Annotated in this window: 16 protein-coding genes; 9 read left to right on the top strand and 7 right to left on the bottom strand. The window is 62.2% G+C overall.

Annotation, left to right across the window (positions count from 1 at the left end; translation table 11 throughout):
* The first annotated feature begins 114 nt into the window (after nt 1-114).
* Complete coding sequence (locus tag AC5P8J_RS16705; protein WP_111102689.1) at nt 115-594, top strand: GNAT family N-acetyltransferase; 480 nt, start codon at nt 115-117, stop codon at nt 592-594.
* 1,031 nt (nt 595-1,625) lie between these two features.
* On the opposite strand, the gene AC5P8J_RS16700 is transcribed toward AC5P8J_RS16705, so the two are convergent.
* Entirely contained in the window at nt 1,626-2,531 is a 906-nt protein-coding gene (locus AC5P8J_RS16700; protein WP_069138563.1) for a DNA-binding protein, read from the bottom strand.
* Nucleotides 2,532-2,634: 103 nt separating this feature from the next.
* Between AC5P8J_RS16700 and AC5P8J_RS16695 the strand changes: the two genes are divergently transcribed.
* A complete protein-coding gene (locus AC5P8J_RS16695) occupies nt 2,635-3,720 on the top strand; it encodes a site-specific integrase (RefSeq protein ID WP_495216973.1) in 1,086 nt (361 codons plus the stop codon).
* Nucleotides 3,721-3,880: 160 nt separating this feature from the next.
* Here the strand turns inward: AC5P8J_RS16695 and AC5P8J_RS16690 are convergent, their stop codons facing one another.
* Nucleotides 3,881-6,121: an AAA family ATPase gene (locus tag AC5P8J_RS16690; protein WP_495216972.1), complete on the bottom strand. Its 2,241-nt coding sequence runs from the start codon at nt 6,119-6,121 to the stop codon at nt 3,881-3,883.
* A 218-nt stretch (nt 6,122-6,339) separates the two neighbouring features.
* Between AC5P8J_RS16690 and AC5P8J_RS16685 the strand changes: the two genes are divergently transcribed.
* The gene (locus tag AC5P8J_RS16685) at nt 6,340-8,070 is read left to right on the top strand and encodes an SIR2 family protein (protein WP_053496139.1); all 1,731 of its coding nucleotides are present in this window, start codon (nt 6,340-6,342) and stop codon (nt 8,068-8,070) included.
* 250 nt (nt 8,071-8,320) lie between these two features.
* On the opposite strand, the gene AC5P8J_RS16680 is transcribed toward AC5P8J_RS16685, so the two are convergent.
* Complete coding sequence (locus tag AC5P8J_RS16680) at nt 8,321-8,518, bottom strand: hypothetical protein (RefSeq protein WP_053496141.1); 198 nt, start codon at nt 8,516-8,518, stop codon at nt 8,321-8,323.
* Nucleotides 8,519-9,047: 529 nt separating this feature from the next.
* Between AC5P8J_RS16680 and AC5P8J_RS16675 the strand changes: the two genes are divergently transcribed.
* On the top strand, nt 9,048-9,608 hold the full coding sequence (locus AC5P8J_RS16675; protein ID WP_262233085.1) for a GIY-YIG nuclease family protein: 561 nt from the start codon (nt 9,048-9,050) through the stop codon (nt 9,606-9,608).
* A 446-nt stretch (nt 9,609-10,054) separates the two neighbouring features.
* Here the strand turns inward: AC5P8J_RS16675 and AC5P8J_RS16670 are convergent, their stop codons facing one another.
* The 4 genes from AC5P8J_RS16670 to AC5P8J_RS16655 form a co-directional block, all read right to left on the bottom strand.
* The gene (locus AC5P8J_RS16670; RefSeq protein WP_495216971.1) at nt 10,055-10,519 is read right to left on the bottom strand and encodes an EamA family transporter; all 465 of its coding nucleotides are present in this window, start codon (nt 10,517-10,519) and stop codon (nt 10,055-10,057) included.
* Between the two features lie 26 nt (nt 10,520-10,545).
* On the bottom strand, nt 10,546-11,472 hold the full coding sequence (locus AC5P8J_RS16665) for a leucine-rich repeat domain-containing protein (protein WP_184013679.1): 927 nt from the start codon (nt 11,470-11,472) through the stop codon (nt 10,546-10,548).
* Between the two features lie 1,033 nt (nt 11,473-12,505).
* The gene (locus AC5P8J_RS16660; protein ID WP_353949940.1) at nt 12,506-12,931 is read right to left on the bottom strand and encodes an SDR family oxidoreductase; all 426 of its coding nucleotides are present in this window, start codon (nt 12,929-12,931) and stop codon (nt 12,506-12,508) included.
* A gap of 250 nt (nt 12,932-13,181) precedes the next feature.
* A complete protein-coding gene (locus tag AC5P8J_RS16655; RefSeq protein ID WP_198422137.1) occupies nt 13,182-13,313 on the bottom strand; it encodes a DUF2256 domain-containing protein in 132 nt (43 codons plus the stop codon).
* A 207-nt stretch (nt 13,314-13,520) separates the two neighbouring features.
* Here AC5P8J_RS16655 and AC5P8J_RS16650 point away from each other — a divergent pair, with 207 nt between their 5' ends.
* The 5 genes from AC5P8J_RS16650 to AC5P8J_RS16630 all read left to right on the top strand — a co-directional run bounded on the left by AC5P8J_RS16650 (nt 13,521) and on the right by AC5P8J_RS16630 (nt 17,587).
* Entirely contained in the window at nt 13,521-14,099 is a 579-nt protein-coding gene (locus tag AC5P8J_RS16650; protein WP_495216970.1) for a lipocalin family protein, read from the top strand.
* Nucleotides 14,096-14,491: a TspO-related membrane protein gene (locus AC5P8J_RS16645; protein ID WP_111188306.1), complete on the top strand. Its 396-nt coding sequence runs from the start codon at nt 14,096-14,098 to the stop codon at nt 14,489-14,491. The genes AC5P8J_RS16650 and AC5P8J_RS16645 overlap by 4 nt, the downstream gene beginning before the upstream one ends.
* On the top strand, nt 14,488-16,017 hold the full coding sequence (locus AC5P8J_RS16640) for a cryptochrome/photolyase family protein (RefSeq protein WP_111188307.1): 1,530 nt from the start codon (nt 14,488-14,490) through the stop codon (nt 16,015-16,017). The genes AC5P8J_RS16645 and AC5P8J_RS16640 overlap by 4 nt, the downstream gene beginning before the upstream one ends.
* An 88-nt stretch (nt 16,018-16,105) precedes the next feature.
* A complete protein-coding gene (folE, locus tag AC5P8J_RS16635; RefSeq protein WP_495216969.1) occupies nt 16,106-16,816 on the top strand; it encodes a GTP cyclohydrolase I in 711 nt (236 codons plus the stop codon).
* 153 nt (nt 16,817-16,969) lie between these two features.
* On the top strand, nt 16,970-17,587 hold the full coding sequence (locus tag AC5P8J_RS16630) for a DUF1365 family protein (protein ID WP_495216985.1): 618 nt from the start codon (nt 16,970-16,972) through the stop codon (nt 17,585-17,587).
* Nucleotides 17,588-17,617 lie beyond the last annotated feature (30 nt).

The following is a 17,617-nucleotide window of genomic DNA, read 5'->3' as shown; positions in this document are numbered from 1 at the left end:
AATTTCCACAACTATTGCGTAGCCGACGGCGGTGGCGCGTGAAGCGGCTACGGGGCGGAAGCTTGATTCTGGTAGTGTCCGGCCTGGTCACCACCACAGATCTGCAGGAGACGCATGGAGATCCGGCCCGCCCGTGCAGGCGATTTCGGCGCGATGTGGGGCATGTTCAAGACGGCCATTGCGGCGCAGGATGCGCTGCCTTTTGCCTCCTCTTTTGAGGTCGAAACCTTTCGCGCGCATTGGTTCCTGTCGCAGACACCTTATGTGGCCGTTCTGCAGGGCCGAGTGGTGGGCATGTACAAGATGGGCCCGAACTTCCCTGATCTGGGGGCGCATGTGGCCAGCGCCACGTATGTGGTGGATGCGCCGGCACAAGGGCAAGGTGTGGGCCGGGCCCTGGTGGAACACAGCCTGGAGCGGGCGAGGGCGGAAGGGTTCCTGACCATGCAGTTCAATTACGTGGTCAGTACCAATGGCCCGGCCGTGGCGTTGTATCGGAAGCTGGGGTTTGCGGTAGTGGGGACGCTGCCACAGGCGTTTCGGCACCGGGAATTGGGGCTGGTGGACGTCTTTGTGATGCACCGGTTCCTGTGATGCGATGCGTTGGTCGCACGTGGCCGGCGATATCCAGCCGAGGCTGGCTGCACAGTTCCTGAGGATGTCCCTCATCCTCAGCGCATCGACGCGGGCCCGCGCCTAGATGGCATGGAGCTCGCCGGCATGGAACGAGCCGAATAGCGTGACGCGTCACGGCCAGTGAGCGGCTACGGCTGGGGTGCCAGAACGTGCTCCTGAGGCCTCGGTCGTTGGTGCCGAATCGGCGAAAGCGCTCTTGCCAGGCTGGCGTGCAGCCAAGGCAAGATCAGCGGCAAAACTACGCCCGCAAAGCCGTCTTTACCGGCCACTGTCAGATCCGCAAGATCCTTTGCCATTCCTGCAGAGGTTGAGGGAAGCCCAAAGGGCGGTTGGCAGTGATCGAATCACTGACAATCAGGCCGGCGCCTGGAGTGGATCAGGGGCGTGACTGGTGGAGCCTGGATCGGGCAATGGCGTAATGAACATAATATACATTATGCGAAATGCGGTATCGGTCGGTGATGGGCTTTGTCGGTTCTGCGTGGCAATGGCTCCGGCTCTGGCTTGGGTCTTGCCTCCCTGACGAACCAGGTAAATCTGTTACCAAGCGCCAGGTAAAAGTGTTACGTGTTCGAACACAGCGCCTTTAGAACATGAGCCTTTGCTCATCATCCTACGATCCTATTCCGGCCTGGCATGCCGAGTGCTTCAAGCCAAGATGCAGCCATGCTGCCCGCGCTTGGGCGGGCTCAAGCTAAGGATTCTTTCGAAAGAACTTCAAATGCAGCCATCGCGCCCGCACTTGCACTCCGAAGCGTCAGGTACCATGGCATAGATGCTAAGGCTCAACTTCCGAGACTCCCTCAATGAACGACACTGATCGAGAGATCATGCTGGTTGCCATGGTAATCGTCGGATTTGCGGTCTCATTCGTCTGTTGGGCTGCCTGGCTAGCTCGCAGAACGCGACTTGCGCGGAGTCAGCGAACTGGCCTCCGGCGCAAATGAAGCCGGCCCGTTCTTTCGTGTGCCCTGGAAGGCGGCACAGCGCTATTGTTTTGGGCGTCTGCGAGCCGCAGGCGGACGAACTTCTTTGGATCGCTTGAGCGCCACTTCCAGCTGCGCTGGCAAATTTCGAAGCCCTGAAAGTTGCCCCTCAAGCGCGTCACATTTGCCGCGCAGGATATCGGCAGACTGACTAGCCGTGGCGGCCGCTGATTGGGCGGCCTGGATGTCCTGACGCAGCTGCTTCTCAAGGGCCCTGTGTTGTTCGGATGCCTTGCTTTGCTGCACCTGGAGTTCCTTCACCTCCTGGCGGGCTCGATCCACATCGCTGAGCGCTCGATTCTCGACAGATCTGACGTACTCGGTCCAGTCCTCCCGCTCAGATTTCGCCGTCTCTAGGGCCTCGTGAAGCCGGACGTCGAGTTGCTGTCTCGCTGTCTCGGTTCGGTCGGCTCTTCGACGCTCGAGGTCGCGCTGCTCTGCAAGTTCAGAGATCTGTAGCTGAAGCTGGTCGACCAGGTGCTGTAGCTCTGAAGCTTGGGTCGTTGCAATTCTCTCCCCGGTGATTGCAACGTCACGCTCTGCACGCATTTGCGCCAGCTCTTCAGCCGCAAGTCGGGAACTGACCTCCAGCGCATCACGCTCGGAAGCTAGGGCCCGCTCGGACGATGCAAGCTCTCGACGGGCGGCCTCCTGGGCATGCTTCAGCGCCAACTCCCACCATTGCCCGGCGAGTTCTACCAACACCGCTGGCGCATCTTCCAGGTCCGGACGCGCTGGCTGCAGGCGAGTGCCAAGTCGGTTCCACCATGTTTCCAGCCAGCGGGTCACCGTGTTCGGCGAGCCTGTCCCCAGGTGAGCCCGGATCCGCTCTACGGTTGGGCGTTCGCCCTTGGCGACCAACTCGTCGGCAGCGGTATGGACGTCAGTTTCGGTGATGCCGCGGGCCATGCGAAGTCTCCTGTACTGGCACCCTACTCTGCTGATAACGTACTCGTGATAAGTGATGATTATCGCGGGTACGGCCACTTTATCGTAGTGTACATTACATACTATGAAATATAATTCGAACAGTGCCGCTCTCGTCCAGACCGTCGAGCATCTGGTGCTGCCGGAACAGCTGGCGCAACAAGCCGCTGACGCGGTGCGTGAGTTGCTCGCTGAGGCAGCCGCCGCCAATACCACCCGCAGCTACGCCAGCGCGCTGCGCTATTGGGCCGGTTGGCATGCCGCGCGCTATGGCATCGAGATGACTTTGCCGGTGCCTGAGGCGATCGTGCTGCAGTTTGTGGTCGACCATGTCACCCGTCGCAACGCCGACGGCGAGCTGGCCTGGGAACTGCCGCCGGCGATTGACCGGGCGTTGGTGGCGGCCGGCCTCAAGGCCAAGCTGGGTCCCTGGACCCTAAGCACCGTCCGGCATCGGGTCGCGGTGCTGTCGACCGCGCACAGGCTCAAGCAGTTGGCGAACCCCTGCGAGCAGCCAGCGATCCGGACCGTGCTCAGCCGCGCGGCCCGCGCCGCGGTCAAACGCGGCGAGCGTCCGCGCAAGAAGACCGCGATCACCCTGCCTGAGCTCGAGGCGATGCTGGACACCTGCGATGACAGCCTGGAAGGGATCCGCGACCGCGCCCTGCTCTGCTTTGGGTTTGCCAGCGGCGGACGCCGGCGCAGTGAGATTGCCGCGGCCGACCTACGCGACCTGCGCCGGATCGGCGAGGCGGACTACATCTACCGGCTCGAGCACAGCAAGACCCAGCAGGCCGGCATTACCGCCACCTCGACCCCGGACAAGCCGGTGCTGGATCGGGCGGCCCTCGCCCTGCAGGATTGGTTGGAGGCGGCAGGCATCACCGAGGGAGCGCTCTTCCGGCGGCTCTGGAAGCAGCGCATCGGCCCTGCCCTGTCCCCCGCTGCGGTAGGCGAGATCGTGCAGCGGCGGGCGCGCCTGGCCGGGCTGGAGGGGGATTTTGGGGGGCATAGCCTACGGTCGGGGTTCGTGACCGAGGCCAGCCGCCAAGGGGTCGCGCTGCCGGCGATCATGCAGCTGACCGAGCACCGGTCGGTGTCGAGCGTCATGGGGTATTTTCAGGCCGGCGGAGCCACAGCTAACCCCGCCGCTCGACTGCTTGAAGACTGAAGGGACATCTCTATTGCGGCTAGTCGATGAAGTGAGTGTCGTTGAAGATGCTGCTTAATGCGAGCGTGTCGGCCTGTTGGTCGATTGGACCGGGCAGCTTCGCCGGTGCGCCCAAAGGCCGGAGTCCAGCACCAGGACGCTTCACGAGAGGTTGTCTTCCCTACGCTGCGGATGGCTCTTCTGTCACGCCCATATTTGCCGAATAGTGATCACCAAAACCTGCGGCCACGAACACAGCCTGGAACTTGGTGAAGTAGTAGTTCAGATCGTATTGATTGAAGTCCATCACCGTGATGTTAATCCCATCCTTGTGTGATCCTCGATCCAGGTAGCGCGCCAAGGGAGCGAAGGTTGCGTCTTCGTCGCCGACCTTCTTTAAGGCCTCTTTGAACTTATCCTCTTGATGCGTGAACCAGAAAAAGTGTTCGAGGATGCAACGCATGGCGTTGGGTACCATGATCGCAGGCATGTTGGAGTCGCGCGCGTCTCGTAGCACTTGCCACAGCGCCTGGTAGTCGTTCATGAGCTCGGCAGCCTTCATGGGCACGACTTTGGTGTGCTCGGACTTCACAACACGCAGGAGCTGGCACTTCTTTGATGCCTTGGCAAGATCGGATCCGCCGATCGTCTGCCGAAGAATTTCGTGCAGGAAGAAAAGATTGTGCGTCAGGACGATCACCTGGCGCGGCCTGGGCGTTCCATCTTCAGGCTTGATCAGCTCTCCGTGGATGATGGAGGCAATGTCAAACACAAAATTGTGAGACAAGCTGGATATAGGATCATCAATGACCGCAATGGTCCTCCCGAGATCGACAGCGCCGGCTTCGGCGGTGTCTGAGCCGCCAAGGCATTCCAGATAGTAGAGGAAGGAAATGAGAGTCTTCTCGCCTTCGCTCAGGGACGTCATATCTCCTTCGGCTTGCCCGGGGCGCGCCAAACAATACAAATTCCCTTCGCCGGCCTTCCTGGCAATCGAGTAGGACGCAATCCCCATCCGTGCGAGGCGCGAATTGATCTTATCCACCGACGCAGCAACACCGCTTTGCACACGACGGAGCTCCTTCAGCCGTGCGGCGACAGCCGTCAGCGCCTTGGTTGTCTCCGCCTTCTGTTCCTTGTCCTTCCTCAGCACCTCCACTAGCGGGTCTTTGCCCGCTTTGTATGTGTCATAGACGGGCGCCCGCTCCCTGCGCATGACCTGCCAGAACATGGTCTTGATGCGATCACGCTCAGCGGCTCGATCCGCAACTCGGAGGTTGAACTGGGTGATCCGCTCGTTCACGGTAGCGATCGCCTTCGCCAAACCCTCAGCATCGCTGGCTTCCAGCACAATACTCTCGCCCGGCTTTTCAATCTTCGACACCATCGAGGCGGCGTTAGCCTTGATCTGCGCATGAAACAGATCCCAAGCCTGCTCCAGTCCCGGTTCTTCCTTGGAGAACGTCTGTTCGAGCATGGTCTTAGCTGCCACCTCGATCTCGGCAACACGCTGGGCATAGGTGTCAGAGAGCGACTGGACCCGGTCGAGCTTCGATTGCCTGTCTCCGTCCAGTAGCAACGCTAGATCTTCGGCGAAGCCAGGGGGCAGGTGCTGCTGACAGAACGGACACTCTGGATCATGCGTAAACTTTCGCCCCTGGCCCACCCAATCGCTATTGCCCCACTTTTCGATGAGCGGGGCCAGACGGCTGGTCGCAGAGACGGCAATTGCCTCGCCCCAGATGGCGTCAGCCTCAACGATAGCGAGTCCAGTTAGATCGAGAGAAATCGTGTGCTGGGAGCTCTCCGTGCTGTTGGCGTCTGCCAGTCTTTGCTTTAGGCGATCGAGGCCGTCCAGCTCTACATCGTCAGCAACGGTGCAAGTGTCCAGCTCCTCGAAGAACTTCTGGCGATCAGAGTGAAAGCCCTTCATCAAGTCCCGGAATGGCCCTTGATCGTGGTCAGAATGCGCCTTCCAAGCTCCAGTAATGGCAATTTCCCGAACTGCCTTACCTGCGTCAATCGTTTGCTGGATCTTCGCGTCCAACGCCGCGGATTGGCCTTCTAGCTTTTCCGCTTCGGCTTGCTTCTCTTCGATCTCTGCCTGGATGGCTGCGTCTTGGACGCCAATGGTGAAGATTCCGGGCACACCCTCGGCCGTGCGGATTACCTTATCCACGAAGCGCTGGTTGTAGACGAGAATTCGATAGTCAGCGTTATTGCTAGTTTGCAAGGAGCAGTGAGCAAACTCTGCTTCCTTCCCAGCCAGTCCTTGGATCACCTCGCCGATAGCTGATTTTCCGGCGCCATTGATGCCGTAGAGAAAGACGGGCTGGGGCGGCGTGATCGCCTCAAAGTCGATGGGGGGAGCTGTCGTTGGATGGAAGCTCTTGTATCGGTGAATGGATAGCCCCGTGATCACTGCGCACACCCCTGTGCTGGCCTATTTCCCTGATCATAGCCTTGTCCGGTTCGCAGGTACGAGGCAGAGCGGGTCGAGGCGCGCCGGCTGCGCGACGAAAATTTCGTCCTCCGCCTGTCCGAGGCGCCCCTAGGGCCAGGCTGGGCTGCCTTAGAATTTGGCCGTCCGCGCCGCCGGCGCATGGATGATTCGCAGCCCACCCGCCGAAAGGACCTCCCGTGCTCGAGCTTGACCCCTTTGATGCCCTGACCCTCACCCTGCATCACGCGCCCGGAACGTGCGCGCTTCTGCTGGGATCCGGCCTCTCCCGCTCGGCGGGCATACCCACCGGCTGGGAAATTACCCTGGACCTGGTCAAGCGCGTGGCCGCGGTGCGCGGCCAGAACGCCGGCGACGACCCTGCGGCCTGGTGCCGTGAGAACCTGGGCGTTGATCCGGACTATTCGGCACTGCTGGACGCGGTCGCATCCACTCCCGACGAGCGCCGCGCCATCCTGCAGGCCTACATCGAGGCAAGGGACGGAGAGGACGGCCGGCAGCCTACCGCTGCCCACCGCGCGATCGCGCGACTGGTGGCGCGCGGCGCGGTACGAGTGATCGTCACTACTAACTTCGACCGACTGCTGGAGCAGGCGCTGGCCGCCGAAGGAATCCAGCCAACCGTCATCAGCAGCGACGACACGCTGACCGGTGCCGTGCCGCTGATCCATTCGCCGTGCACCATCATGAAGGTCCACGGCGACTACCTGGACACGCGCATTCGCAACATCGATTCGGAGCTGGCTGCATACAGCGCGCCGATCAACGGACTGCTGGATCGGATTTTTGACGACTTCGGCCTGATCGTTTGCGGCTGGTCAGGCGAATGGGACGAGGCATTGCGCAAGGCTATCGCGCGTGCGCCAAATCGCCGCTACCCGACCTATTGGGCCTCCCGGGGCGAGCCAGCTGCGGCGGCCTGCGCCCTGATCGAGCAACGCAAGGCCCGGACGGTTCCGATCGCTGGCGCGGATGCATTCTTCTCCAAGGTGGAAGCCACGCTTGCCGCCCTCGCCGAGGCCGACCGGCCGCACCCGACCAGCGTCCGGATGCTGGTGGCGCTGGCGAAGCGGTTGTGCAGCGACGAGTCGCAGCGGGTCGCATGGTCGGACCTGCTGTTCAGCGAGGCCGAGGCCCCTGGTGTCCACGTGACCGATTTCTCGCAGTATGGAAAGGGCAACGGGCACGAAGAGGCCCGCCTTTTCGTTGACCAGTGCGTCGCAGCGACCGAACGATTGCGGCGGATCTTCCTGGTCTGCGGCAGATGGGGATCTGCTGCGGCGCGCTTCGAGGCAGAGCGCACGCTGGTGCGCCTGGCCCAAGGCGTGAACCGCGACGGCGTCCAGTACACGCATTGGATTGCGCTGCAGCGTATTCCGGCGACCCTATGCTTTTACTGGTACTGCGCGGGCGCGCTGGCCGCTGCGGACTACGCCACCGTGAAGCGGGTGTTCGACCTGACCATCGCAGAGGACCGGGAGCCTCGCGCCCTGCTCCACGTCCTGCCGCCCACCACCTACGACGGAATAACTGATTGGCGATTCCTCAACACGACCACGCGCTGGGAAACGCCTGCAAGCCATTACATCGCCCCAATTATGGAGCGTGAGGCCGGCGATATCGGGTTCACGGGCCACGAGGGCGGCCGCTTGTTCGACGATCTGGAAGCGCTCATCGCCATGGAGTTCGGACACAGGCGATTGATGCGCCAGGGTCCCGAAGGGTTCTGGAACTTCTGGACCCCGGTCGGGAGGTTTCGCTTGGGAGCGGAAGGAGCCATGCGCTTGGCCAGCTTCGAGGCAATTCCTGTCAACAGCCCCTATCTTGCGGCCGGCTTCTTTGGCAGCCTGCAGAGCAGTGCGATCGAAGCGGCGAAAGCCCTCCGAGCCCATTGTGGCAAGCTCGCGTGATATCCACACCCGGCGCGGTCTAGCTCGCGCGTTTCATTCCGCATTGAGTCCGTCGCAGTAGTCCAGCGCGTCGCGCTTATCCAGTAGCGTCAACACACCGGCCGCGACCGGCTCGCCATCCTCGCCGATCTCGGGCGGATAGCGATGGGCGTGGTGATAGCCGCCGGCTGGGTTCCGAAGTACCCATCCGACGGCCCAATTCCTTTGATCACCTCGCTGGCCACCTCCCACGGACCTACCTTGGCCGGAATCAGCCCGACTGGCCCAGGATCGCCTGCGCCCTGCCCTGCAAGTAAGCGATGTCGTCCGGCTCCGCCCGGCCCTCCACCGCAACGAGCTGGACCTGCCAAGCGCGATAGTCGAGATCGCTGCCCGCCGGGCTGCCGGCGGCACGCAGCTGCGCTCGCAGCTCGCCCAAGGTGGTATCCAGCCCGCTGCGCGGGGCCATGGTCGCTCACGATCGATGCCGCTACCGTCGGCGCAAGCGTGTCAATCCAGTGCGAAGGGACCGCCTGCAAGGCTACCTCGCTGCGCGGCGCGCGCCCCGGGATCGGCCTGGCGGCCGGGCCGAGCGCCGCGTCGCCCTTCGGGCCGGCACGAACAAATGACCGCATTCTGGCGAACGCGGCCACTTTTGTGCTTGACCGCCGCTGCGGCTGCCTCTGGCGACCTCGCGGCAGCAGCAGAGCGCTAATTCTGCCGATCGCTAATTTGATTGGCGGCCGCGATAAATCTCCCTGATCCCCTGCCCTTCCCATGTCTGCTTCCGGCCAGGAGCAGTCGTCGAAGTTACTAGCTTGTGCGCCAAAAGCAAGCCGATCCAGCGGTCCGGTTTCGGATGGACGGCGAAGGAAGATGCTTGTAACACATGACTATCCGCCGCATTGTTGACGAACGGCCTCTATCGCCACGCTGCTTCTGACAGCTGATGCTAATAGAATTCATATCATTCGAGATCGCCCGCTATGCTGGACGGCATGGACATCTACTACGTCTATCTGATCGCATGCCATGGGCCTTCAGAGACATATGTAAAAGTTGGGACCACATGCAATCTTAAGCGAAGGATTTCGGAGGTTCAGACCGGCTGCCCGTTCAGGATCGCTCATGCGTTCGCTATCGCATCCGAGTACAGGGAAGAAGTTAGAGGTCTCGAAAAGCTCCTGCACATGCTCCTTAGGGAACAAAGACTACGAGGAGAGTGGTACAGGGGGACTGAAACATTTTTCTCGGTACTAGATACAGTTCTATGCCGCATTAACTCGGGCGGCTTCAGCTATGACGAATTGCTGGAGATGCCGGACACCGTTGGCCCGGAGTTTGAGGTCATGCTTCATCGCCATGAATTCTGCTTCTACGAACTGTATCTACCCCTTGCCAGAGGGTCCAACCCGATGGATTCGGCGGAAGCTATGCCACCCGAGCGTATTGCATCAGTGCTGTCCGAAGGACTCACGCAGTGGGACAGAGGACATCGGCTGAAATCTTTAGCGTGGGGTGGCGAAGAGAGTTTTGGTCGACCAGATGCGTGCGACTAGAGATATTTTCGTGTACTCGGTCGACCTTCCTGCGTTGCACGATTCCGAACAGGCTCGTGCCATTTCTGCCGCGATCGCAGGGTTGGCCTGGAGCGTGTTCTTGACTGAATCCTCCATGCGCAGTGACTCTGCAGCCTGTTTACACGGGACAAGCTGCAGGTGCCAAGTTGACGAGGACCTCCCGAAAGATCAGCCTTCTGGTATCTACCCCCACCAGCATATCTGGGCGTGATATCCGCTAGGTTCGGAAGGCTCCGATCTACCCCCGATAAATCCTCCTAATCCCCTGCCCCGTCGATGTCCCCCTCCCGGCCGGAAGCGGACATCGTCAGGTCACTTGATCGCCCACAAGAGCATTCCCACTCTGGTCGGGTTGTGGCACCTCGATGCTTTCCTGTTGTTGCATCCCACCGCCTTGAAGCTGGAGCGACCGGCTTGTGTGCGATCTAATCGATCGGCCCGACTGCCTCCTGCGTTCGCCATCGCCTCCATTTGCTGGGCTTCAGTTCACTGACGATCACGCCGATCACGATAAGCGCGGCCCAGAGAATGGAGAGACCAGGATGGCGCTCACCGGCGATCCGGCCGATGATCCCACCCCATACCGACTCGCTGGCATAGATTACGGTAGCCCGGGTAGGTGAAACGGTCTTCTGCGCCCAGTTCATGGTGAACTGGATTAACATGCTGGCGGCGCCCAAACTCGCCGCGGCCCCCAGCCACACCCACGAGAAGGCCGGTATCGACTCTCCGGCGAATGGCATGGCGCATAAAGTAAACAGGGCAACTGCTAGAAGTTGAAGTGTCGTGACGCGCCGGGCAGCAACTTTGCCTGCGTAGTGCCCAATGAGAATGATCTCGCCCGCCAATGCGAACGCACTCAGCAATGTCACCCGCTCGTCCCGGCTCATGCTCAGTGCGCCATTGTACGGCGGAACTACTGCGCTTCCGCTGCAGCTTCAGCGGCGGCCTTCTTGAGATTCAACTTTGCCATCCGAGCCCTAACCCCACCTTCGCGATCACCTAACCGCTGAAGAATCTGCCGTTCACTGAGCGTAAAGTGCTTCTTCTTCGTTAGTGCTACGTGCGCCAGCGTCGGATGATCCACAAGCGGCGCCATGTCGCCATCGAGCACGTTCGTATCCAAGAAAACAAACCTCTGCAAAGAGCGCAATCGGCTGACGAACCGCACGTGATCGAGAGGCGAGCATTTCATGTACATCAGGTTGACCATATGTTTGCCCCTCACCAGGTCCGCAAAACCGCGGACGTTCTTGCAGTGCTCGAAACGCAGTTCACGGAGCTCGTTTAGCTCGCAGATTGGGTCGATGCACTCCAGCTTCGGCGCGAAACCGACGAAGAGTTCGCGCAGACCTTGCATTGTTTCGAGCCCCTTCAAGCTCTGCAGCTTATTGAAATAGAGCGAGAGCTTCTCCAGCGCGGGCAGGACGGACAATTCGGTGATGTCACATGATGCTGGACTGAATCCGCCCAGTGCCAAGCCCTTCAAGCGTCCGAGGCTTTCGTCGACGCGAAATTTCCTACTCCATGGTTGGCCTAGTGATTCGAGCTTAGTGAAGGGACTAAGGTCGTCGATGGCATTCGGCCCCGCGTTGGTGAAGAAATGCTTCAGCCACTCGGCATTTCCTCCCAGAACGGACAAATCGACTTTGTCGAAAAGCATCAAGTGAAAATCAGCCACAGGGAAGAACGCCTCAATGAAGTCGATACTCTTGAGGCCAGGATTCTCGTGATCCGAAATGCCGAGTTGCGTGTATTGCCCGGTTCTCCACAGCTCTACGCACTGGGGTACGTGCTCAGCGTCCACGTAGAGCGTGCGGCCTTGCAGTTCGAATTCGAACACTGAGTCAACCACTCGTGTCCGTCCGGGCAGGCTAGCTTGATCGCTTTTCATGGCGACCAGCTTGCCACGACCCAAGACTTGGCGTACAGCGCGGCCAGCCGTTCGCCATTGGGACCGCCCTGGATGATGTACTTCCCACCTCCTCCGCGAATGATGGAGCACTCAGAGGGAGGTGGCGTGAACTGCGCTACCACTCTTGCGCGCGCGAGCCCATGCACCATTCACGCGTCCTTCACGCGTCTTTTTGGCCCCAAGCAGACCTCTTCCCTAACCTCGATAAACACCCCAATCCCCTACCCAGCCGACGTTAGCCTATGGCCAGGAACGGACATGCTCCACAATGATGGCCGCCTTCAAACCGGGACGATTCAAAATTCTGTCTATGCAAAAATCTGCACACGCGTCGTGCTCAATTTCGGCTCATACCCGTGCTGTCTGCTCGCCAAAGGCCGATCGTCATGCTTCGGTGTCGCCGTGCAGCGCGGCACGCATGCGACCCTAATCCAAAGGGCGTATCACCCCTTCGACATACCATTGCAAATCGTCAGGTCTTGAAACCGTAATGGCCAGATAGCAGCTTTGCCCGGGTGCTACGGCGTAGGATAGTGCATCGTCCGATGCCTGTGTCATCCCGCGCCCCCCCGCTGCTGCATACCATCGAACCGTCCGTGCAGCTGTTTCACAACCCGTACCTGAGTGCCGGTGAAGAAGGCGCCATCGCGCGACGGAAACCGCAGCTACTCGGCCGTTTCCCGGCGGGCAGCCCGCAACCGCTGCGGGCCGGTGAGTTGCGCAGTAGCCGACGCCATCACCGGCACTATTCCCAGCAATATCACCGCTGCGCTCTTCATGACGTCTTGCCCGTAGTTTTACCGAAGCCGTCAATGATAGCGATCCGCCTCAGCAGGACGCTGCGCTACGGCACCGGCAGGAATGCAAAAAAGGTAATGGCATGCGTTCTATTCGCTGCGCAGTAAAAGCAGTGAATACAGTCAATCTCCTATAGCGCAAAGGCGCCATCTGGCCTGCCGCATCAGCCAGCCTGCTGGGCGATATCGGCGTTCTTGATTAAGTCCGGCCGCTGCAGCCGATTGATCACCAGCCGCGGCACGCATCGGCGAATCGCCTCGGTGCTGGTGAAAACCTGTGGGCAGATACCCGCGGCCGGCGCCAGCACGGGGCTTCCCACGGCATACAGGCCACGGCGTAGCCGATGCGGCGAGGCCACCCCGAGCACCGGACGCAACACGCCCGGACGCAGGCTGGTATGGGCCAGCCCCGAGCGAGCCAGCACCTGTTCTGCCTGCCCCTTGACCTGCAGGGGCATCATCCTGCTGCCGGGATCGGCCGCCATGCCGGAGATGAAGGACACATAGCCGGCCTGATTGGCCGCGGCATGGCCCACAATGACCCCTTCCAGGGTCGCCACAGTCGCCTCGAGGTAGACGGCCTCCGACATTCCAAATAGCCGCGGTCCGCCGCAATACAAGCAGGCGTCCAGGCCGCGCAGGTCCAGACCGTCCAGCGCGTCGTTGAGTAATCCGTCAGCTGCAGCGCCTGCACCCGGGGATCGAGGGCGGTGAAGGGGCGCGACACCAGCACGCTCACCGCTTCCACTTGGTCGCACTGCAGCAGCACGCGCACCACGCCTTGGCCGACCAGGCCGGTGGCACCGCCCAACAAAATCCGCTTGCCCACTTTCCGGTTCCTTATCGGTGTTGACGGCAGCGCTGAGAACAGTAGCGCACGCTGTCCCATTCACGCGCCCACTTGCGTCGCCACGTAAATGGCCGCGCGCAACGTGCGCATAGCTTTTGCGGCAGCTCGGCCTTTTTCCGCATCCGCGCCATCAGATCGCCTCCGCATGCGGCACCGGGCACGCTTTAGGGCCGCAGCCATCCCGCCCGGCCGGCCAAGGCAAGTAGTGGTCCAAGTGATGGAGTGGTCGTGTGATCACGCGATTTCTACGCAGCGGCTCTGCCATTTGATGCATCCAGAGCGATGGCCGCTGCGTAAACACTTACATTCTCCGACCGTGTATGCCTGCCATGCGCCTGTCCTTCCCCTTCGTCCTGCCGCCGCTGGTGGCCGCGCTACTCGGCGGCTGTGCCCAGGCCAAGCACTCCCCTATTACCCCGGTCGAGTCGGTGGACTTTCCCCGTTTCAAGGGGCGTTGGTATGTGAGCGGGATCATCCCCACACACTTGAAGCGTGGCAGCCACAACCCGGTGGAAACCTATCGTCTGGACAGCAAGGGCCAGATCGGCACCTGGTATCGGTACCCTCCAGACAGCGTCGATGCACCGGTCAAGCTGCTGGCCTCCACCGGCCTGTTGCAGCCGGGCACCGACAATGCCGAGTGGAAAGTATGCTTCTTCGGCCTGTTCAAGACGCAGTACCTGATCGGCTGGCTGGCACCGGACTACAGGGTGGTAATGGTGGTACGCGATGCCCGCGACTACCTCTGGTGCATGGCTCGCACCCCGGTCGTGCCTGCAGCCGACTACCAGGTAATGCTTGATCTCGCCTCGGCGCTGGACTATGACGCCAGCCGGATCGAGCGCGTCCCGCAACGCTGGCAGGAAACCCGCCAGGACAAGGACACGTTCCACGGAGAGTGCCAATGAAATGGCTGGTACTGCTGTTGGCCTTGTTGATGCCGCTGGTGGGCTGGCTCTCCAATACCGGCCTGCCTGGGCCGAGTAGCGGCGAGATACCCGCCCGCTACCCGACCCTGATCGTTATCGCCGGCTGTGCGTTCGCGATCTGGGGGCCAATCTTCCCGCTTGATGGAGGGTTCGCCCTTGGCCAGGCGCTCAAGCTGCGCGGCAACCCGTGGTATGCGCTGGCCGCCGTCCGGGGGCTGCTCGGAATGTATGCCCGGCAGCAGGCCTCGGCACTGGCAGGGGCTGGCGTAGCCGCAGTCATGGCACTGTCACTGGCGGTGCTGGTGGTGTTCATCACGCTGATCATCGGCCTGTCCCACTGGCAGCCCCGACAACTGGAAAGTGAGCCGTGACTTGCCTGCGTTTGGTGCTGGGCGACCAGCTCAATCCCGAGCATCCCTGGTTCGCCAGCGTGCGCCCGGACGTGGTCTACGTGCTGATGGAGATCCGTCAGGAGACCGACTACGTGCTGCACCATGCGCAGAAGATCCTGGCGATCTTCGCGGCGATGCGTCGCTTTGCCGACCAGCTGCGCGCGGCCGGTCACAGGGTCAGCTACCTGGCCATCGATGCGCCGGACAACAGCCAGTCGCTGACCGCCAACCTGGATGCGCTGCTGGCCCGGCACGCGGCCGGCACGCTGGAGTACCAGCCCCCAGACGAGTGGCGGCTGGATCAGCAGTTGTGCCAGTACGCCGCGCAGCAGTCGATACCGGTGCACTGTGTGGACAGTGCGCATTTTCTGACCGAGCGGGATGAGGTGGCGCAGTTTTTCGGCAGCCGCAAACGCTGGACGATGGAGCTGTTCTACCGCCACATGCGCCAGCACCATGGCGTGCTGCTCGAACCGGACGGCCAGCCGCTGGGCGGACGCTGGAACTTCGATGCCGACAACCGCAAGGCTTGGCGTGGCGACCCACCTGAACCGCCGGACCTGCGCCCACGCCACGACCTACGCACGCTGTGGCAGACGATCAGCGCCGCCGGGGTGGCCAGCTTCGGCGAGCCGAGCGAGCAGGCGCTGCGCTGGCCGCTGGACCGCGGCGAGGCGCTGCAGCAGCTGGAAGCCTTCATCAAATACGGCCTGCCGCATTTTGGCGACTACCAGGACGCGATCAGCGCAAAGGCGCCGCGGCTGTTCCACTCGCTTTTGTCCTTTGCGCTGAACGTGAAGATGCTCAGCCCGGCCGAGGTGATCGCGCGGGTCGAGGCCGCCGGCCGCGATGGCCAGGCGCCACTCGCTGCGGTCGAAGGCTTCATCCGCCAGATCCTGGGCTGGCGCGAGTATGTGCGCGGAGTGTACTGGGCGCAGATGCCCGGCTATGCCAACAGTAACGTGCTGGGCCACACCCGACCCTTGCCGGACTGGTTCTGGACCGGCAACGTCCGCATGGCCTGCGTGCGCAGCGCGGTCAAGCTGTCATTGGCCAATGCACATGCCCACCACATCCAGAGGCTGATGGTGATCGGCAACTTCGCCCTGCTTGCCGGGCTCGCCCCGCAGGCCCTGCACCGCTGGTACCTAGGCATCTACATCGACGCCTTTGAGTGGGTGGAGCTGCCCAATACCTTGGGCATGAGCCAGTTCGCCGATGGCGGCCTGCTGGCGACCAAGCCGTATGTCTCCGCCGCAGCCTACCTCCACCGGATGGGCGACCATTGCGGCCAGTGCCCCTACCGCCGCGACCTGCCCACCGGTGCCAAGGCCTGCCCGTTCAATGCGCTGTACTGGGGTTTTCTGGACCGGCATGCAGACACCCTGAGTCGCAACCCGCGCCTGGCTATGCCCTACCGGCAACTGGCACGGATGCCAGCGAGCCGGCGCGAGGCGCTGGCGCAGCGGGCCTGGCAGCTGCTGGCCAACCTGGACGCGCTGTGATTATCAACACGCACCGGCCGGACCCTGCCTGTCCGGCTGCCCCTGCTCCCTCCCCCTCCCGCTCCCCCTTGCTACCGCGAGCCCTGCCATGTCCCAGCCCCTCACTGATTCCACGACGCTGCATCCCCTGCCAGCTTCCGAGCGCGTGCGCGAGCGCCTGCGCAGGGCCGGCCACCGCTTCCATGCCAATGACAACATTGCCGACCACCTGCAAGATGGCGAGTTGGCCGCGATCGAGCACGAGGTCGCGCTCAAGGCCCAGGAGCTGCTGCGGGCGCTGGTGATCGACGTGGACAACGACCACAACACCCAGGACACCGGCCGCCGTCTGGCCAAGATGTTCGTGCGTGAGCTGTTCGCCGGCCGCTACCAGCCGGCCCCGACAGTGACCGAGTTCCCCAATGCCGAGCACCTGAACGAGCTGATGATCGTCGGCCCGCTGCGCGTGCGCAGTGCGTGCTCGCACCACCTGTGCCCGATTATCGGCCGGGTCTGGATCGGCGTGCTGCCTGATGCCGGCTCCAACCTGATAGGGCTGTCCAAGTACGCCCGTCTGATCGAGTGGATCATGGGCCGGCCGCAGATCCAAGAAGAAGCGGTGAGCCAGATCGCCAACCTGCTTGAGCAGCGGCTCAAGCCCGATGGCCTGGCGGTGGTGATGGAGGCCGATCACTACTGCATGCACTGGCGCGGGGTGAAGGACGACGGCTCGAAGATGACCAACAGCGTGATGCGCGGCAAGTTCCTCAGCGACCCGGCGCTACGTCGCGAGTTCCTGTCACTGCGACACCAGGATTAAGCCACGCCTCAGCGTCGCAAACGCAAATGGCCTGCCGGAATACCCCCAGCGGGCGGTTCTGATCGGTATGTCGGCCCGGCTACAGCCCGAGCATCGACTGCACCTTGCGCGCCAGACAACCGTTGAACTGCGGCGCCCGAAACATGTGCACGCCTGGGGCCGGCTCAGCTACCACCACCCGGTCTATACCCCGCAGTCGGTGGTGGCATAGCAGCAGCGCGGTGGAAGTGGCCAGCGCGCTGGGCGTGGACTGGTCCGCTGGCCCTGCCGGACACCGCGCATGAGCGGCCCGCTGCACAGCGCGGCCAACGAGGGGGGGCGCATCACCACCGCCACCACCCGCGAGTGCATGCCTTCGGCTACAAGATGGCCCAGCTCTACCTGGACCTGGACCTGGACCTGGACCTGGACGAGCAGGAGCAGGTGTTTCCCGGGCGCTGGCTGTGGTCGGTCGGCCGGCGCAACCTGGCCCGCTCCGAGCGCGCCGACTCCCTGGGTCTGGCCAACCTGCCGCTGACTGAGGCGGTCATTCCGACGGCCAGGAGTGGATGCTCTCGCACGACCTGTTCCAGCGCCGCTGAGTTCCGCGCCTGGATAACGTGGCGGGTATCGGCGTCATCCAGCCACATACCTCGGACACGCCGCGGTGACGCCTCGCGGCGGCCCACAGGATGGACTTCACCAACACCGCCGACTCGGCGAAATACACGGCTTGGACACCGCTGGTGCCACCGTGTTGCTTGCATCGCCCATCGCCGAGAGGGGTTCTAAGGCTATCGCTTGTGTACGCCGCGTCAACGC

It is taken from the genome of Stenotrophomonas sp. YJH_SMC_37, assembly GCF_059370035.1.
Note: the sequence above shows the minus strand (reverse complement) of the source record. Positions and strands in the feature narration are given on the sequence as shown.

What these genes read in the sequence shown, in the direction of transcription:
- AC5P8J_RS16705 (WP_111102689.1), top strand. Translation starts at nt 115, where the DNA reads ATGGAGATCCGGCCCGCCCGTGCAGGCGATTTCGGCGCGATGTGGGGC.
- AC5P8J_RS16700 (WP_069138563.1), bottom strand. Translation starts at nt 2,531, where the DNA reads ATGGCCCGCGGCATCACCGAAACTGACGTCCATACCGCTGCCGACGAG.
- AC5P8J_RS16695 (WP_495216973.1), top strand. Translation starts at nt 2,635, where the DNA reads ATGAAATATAATTCGAACAGTGCCGCTCTCGTCCAGACCGTCGAGCAT.
- AC5P8J_RS16680 (WP_053496141.1), bottom strand. Translation starts at nt 8,518, where the DNA reads ATGGCCCCGCGCAGCGGGCTGGATACCACCTTGGGCGAGCTGCGAGCG.
- AC5P8J_RS16675 (WP_262233085.1), top strand. Translation starts at nt 9,048, where the DNA reads ATGGACATCTACTACGTCTATCTGATCGCATGCCATGGGCCTTCAGAG.
- AC5P8J_RS16670 (WP_495216971.1), bottom strand. Translation starts at nt 10,519, where the DNA reads ATGAGCCGGGACGAGCGGGTGACATTGCTGAGTGCGTTCGCATTGGCG.
- AC5P8J_RS16660 (WP_353949940.1), bottom strand. Translation starts at nt 12,931, where the DNA reads ATGTCGGAGGCCGTCTACCTCGAGGCGACTGTGGCGACCCTGGAAGGG.
- AC5P8J_RS16655 (WP_198422137.1), bottom strand. Translation starts at nt 13,313, where the DNA reads ATGCGGAAAAAGGCCGAGCTGCCGCAAAAGCTATGCGCACGTTGCGCG.
- AC5P8J_RS16650 (WP_495216970.1), top strand. Translation starts at nt 13,521, where the DNA reads ATGCGCCTGTCCTTCCCCTTCGTCCTGCCGCCGCTGGTGGCCGCGCTA.
- AC5P8J_RS16645 (WP_111188306.1), top strand. Translation starts at nt 14,096, where the DNA reads ATGAAATGGCTGGTACTGCTGTTGGCCTTGTTGATGCCGCTGGTGGGC.
- folE (WP_495216969.1), top strand. Translation starts at nt 16,106, where the DNA reads ATGTCCCAGCCCCTCACTGATTCCACGACGCTGCATCCCCTGCCAGCT.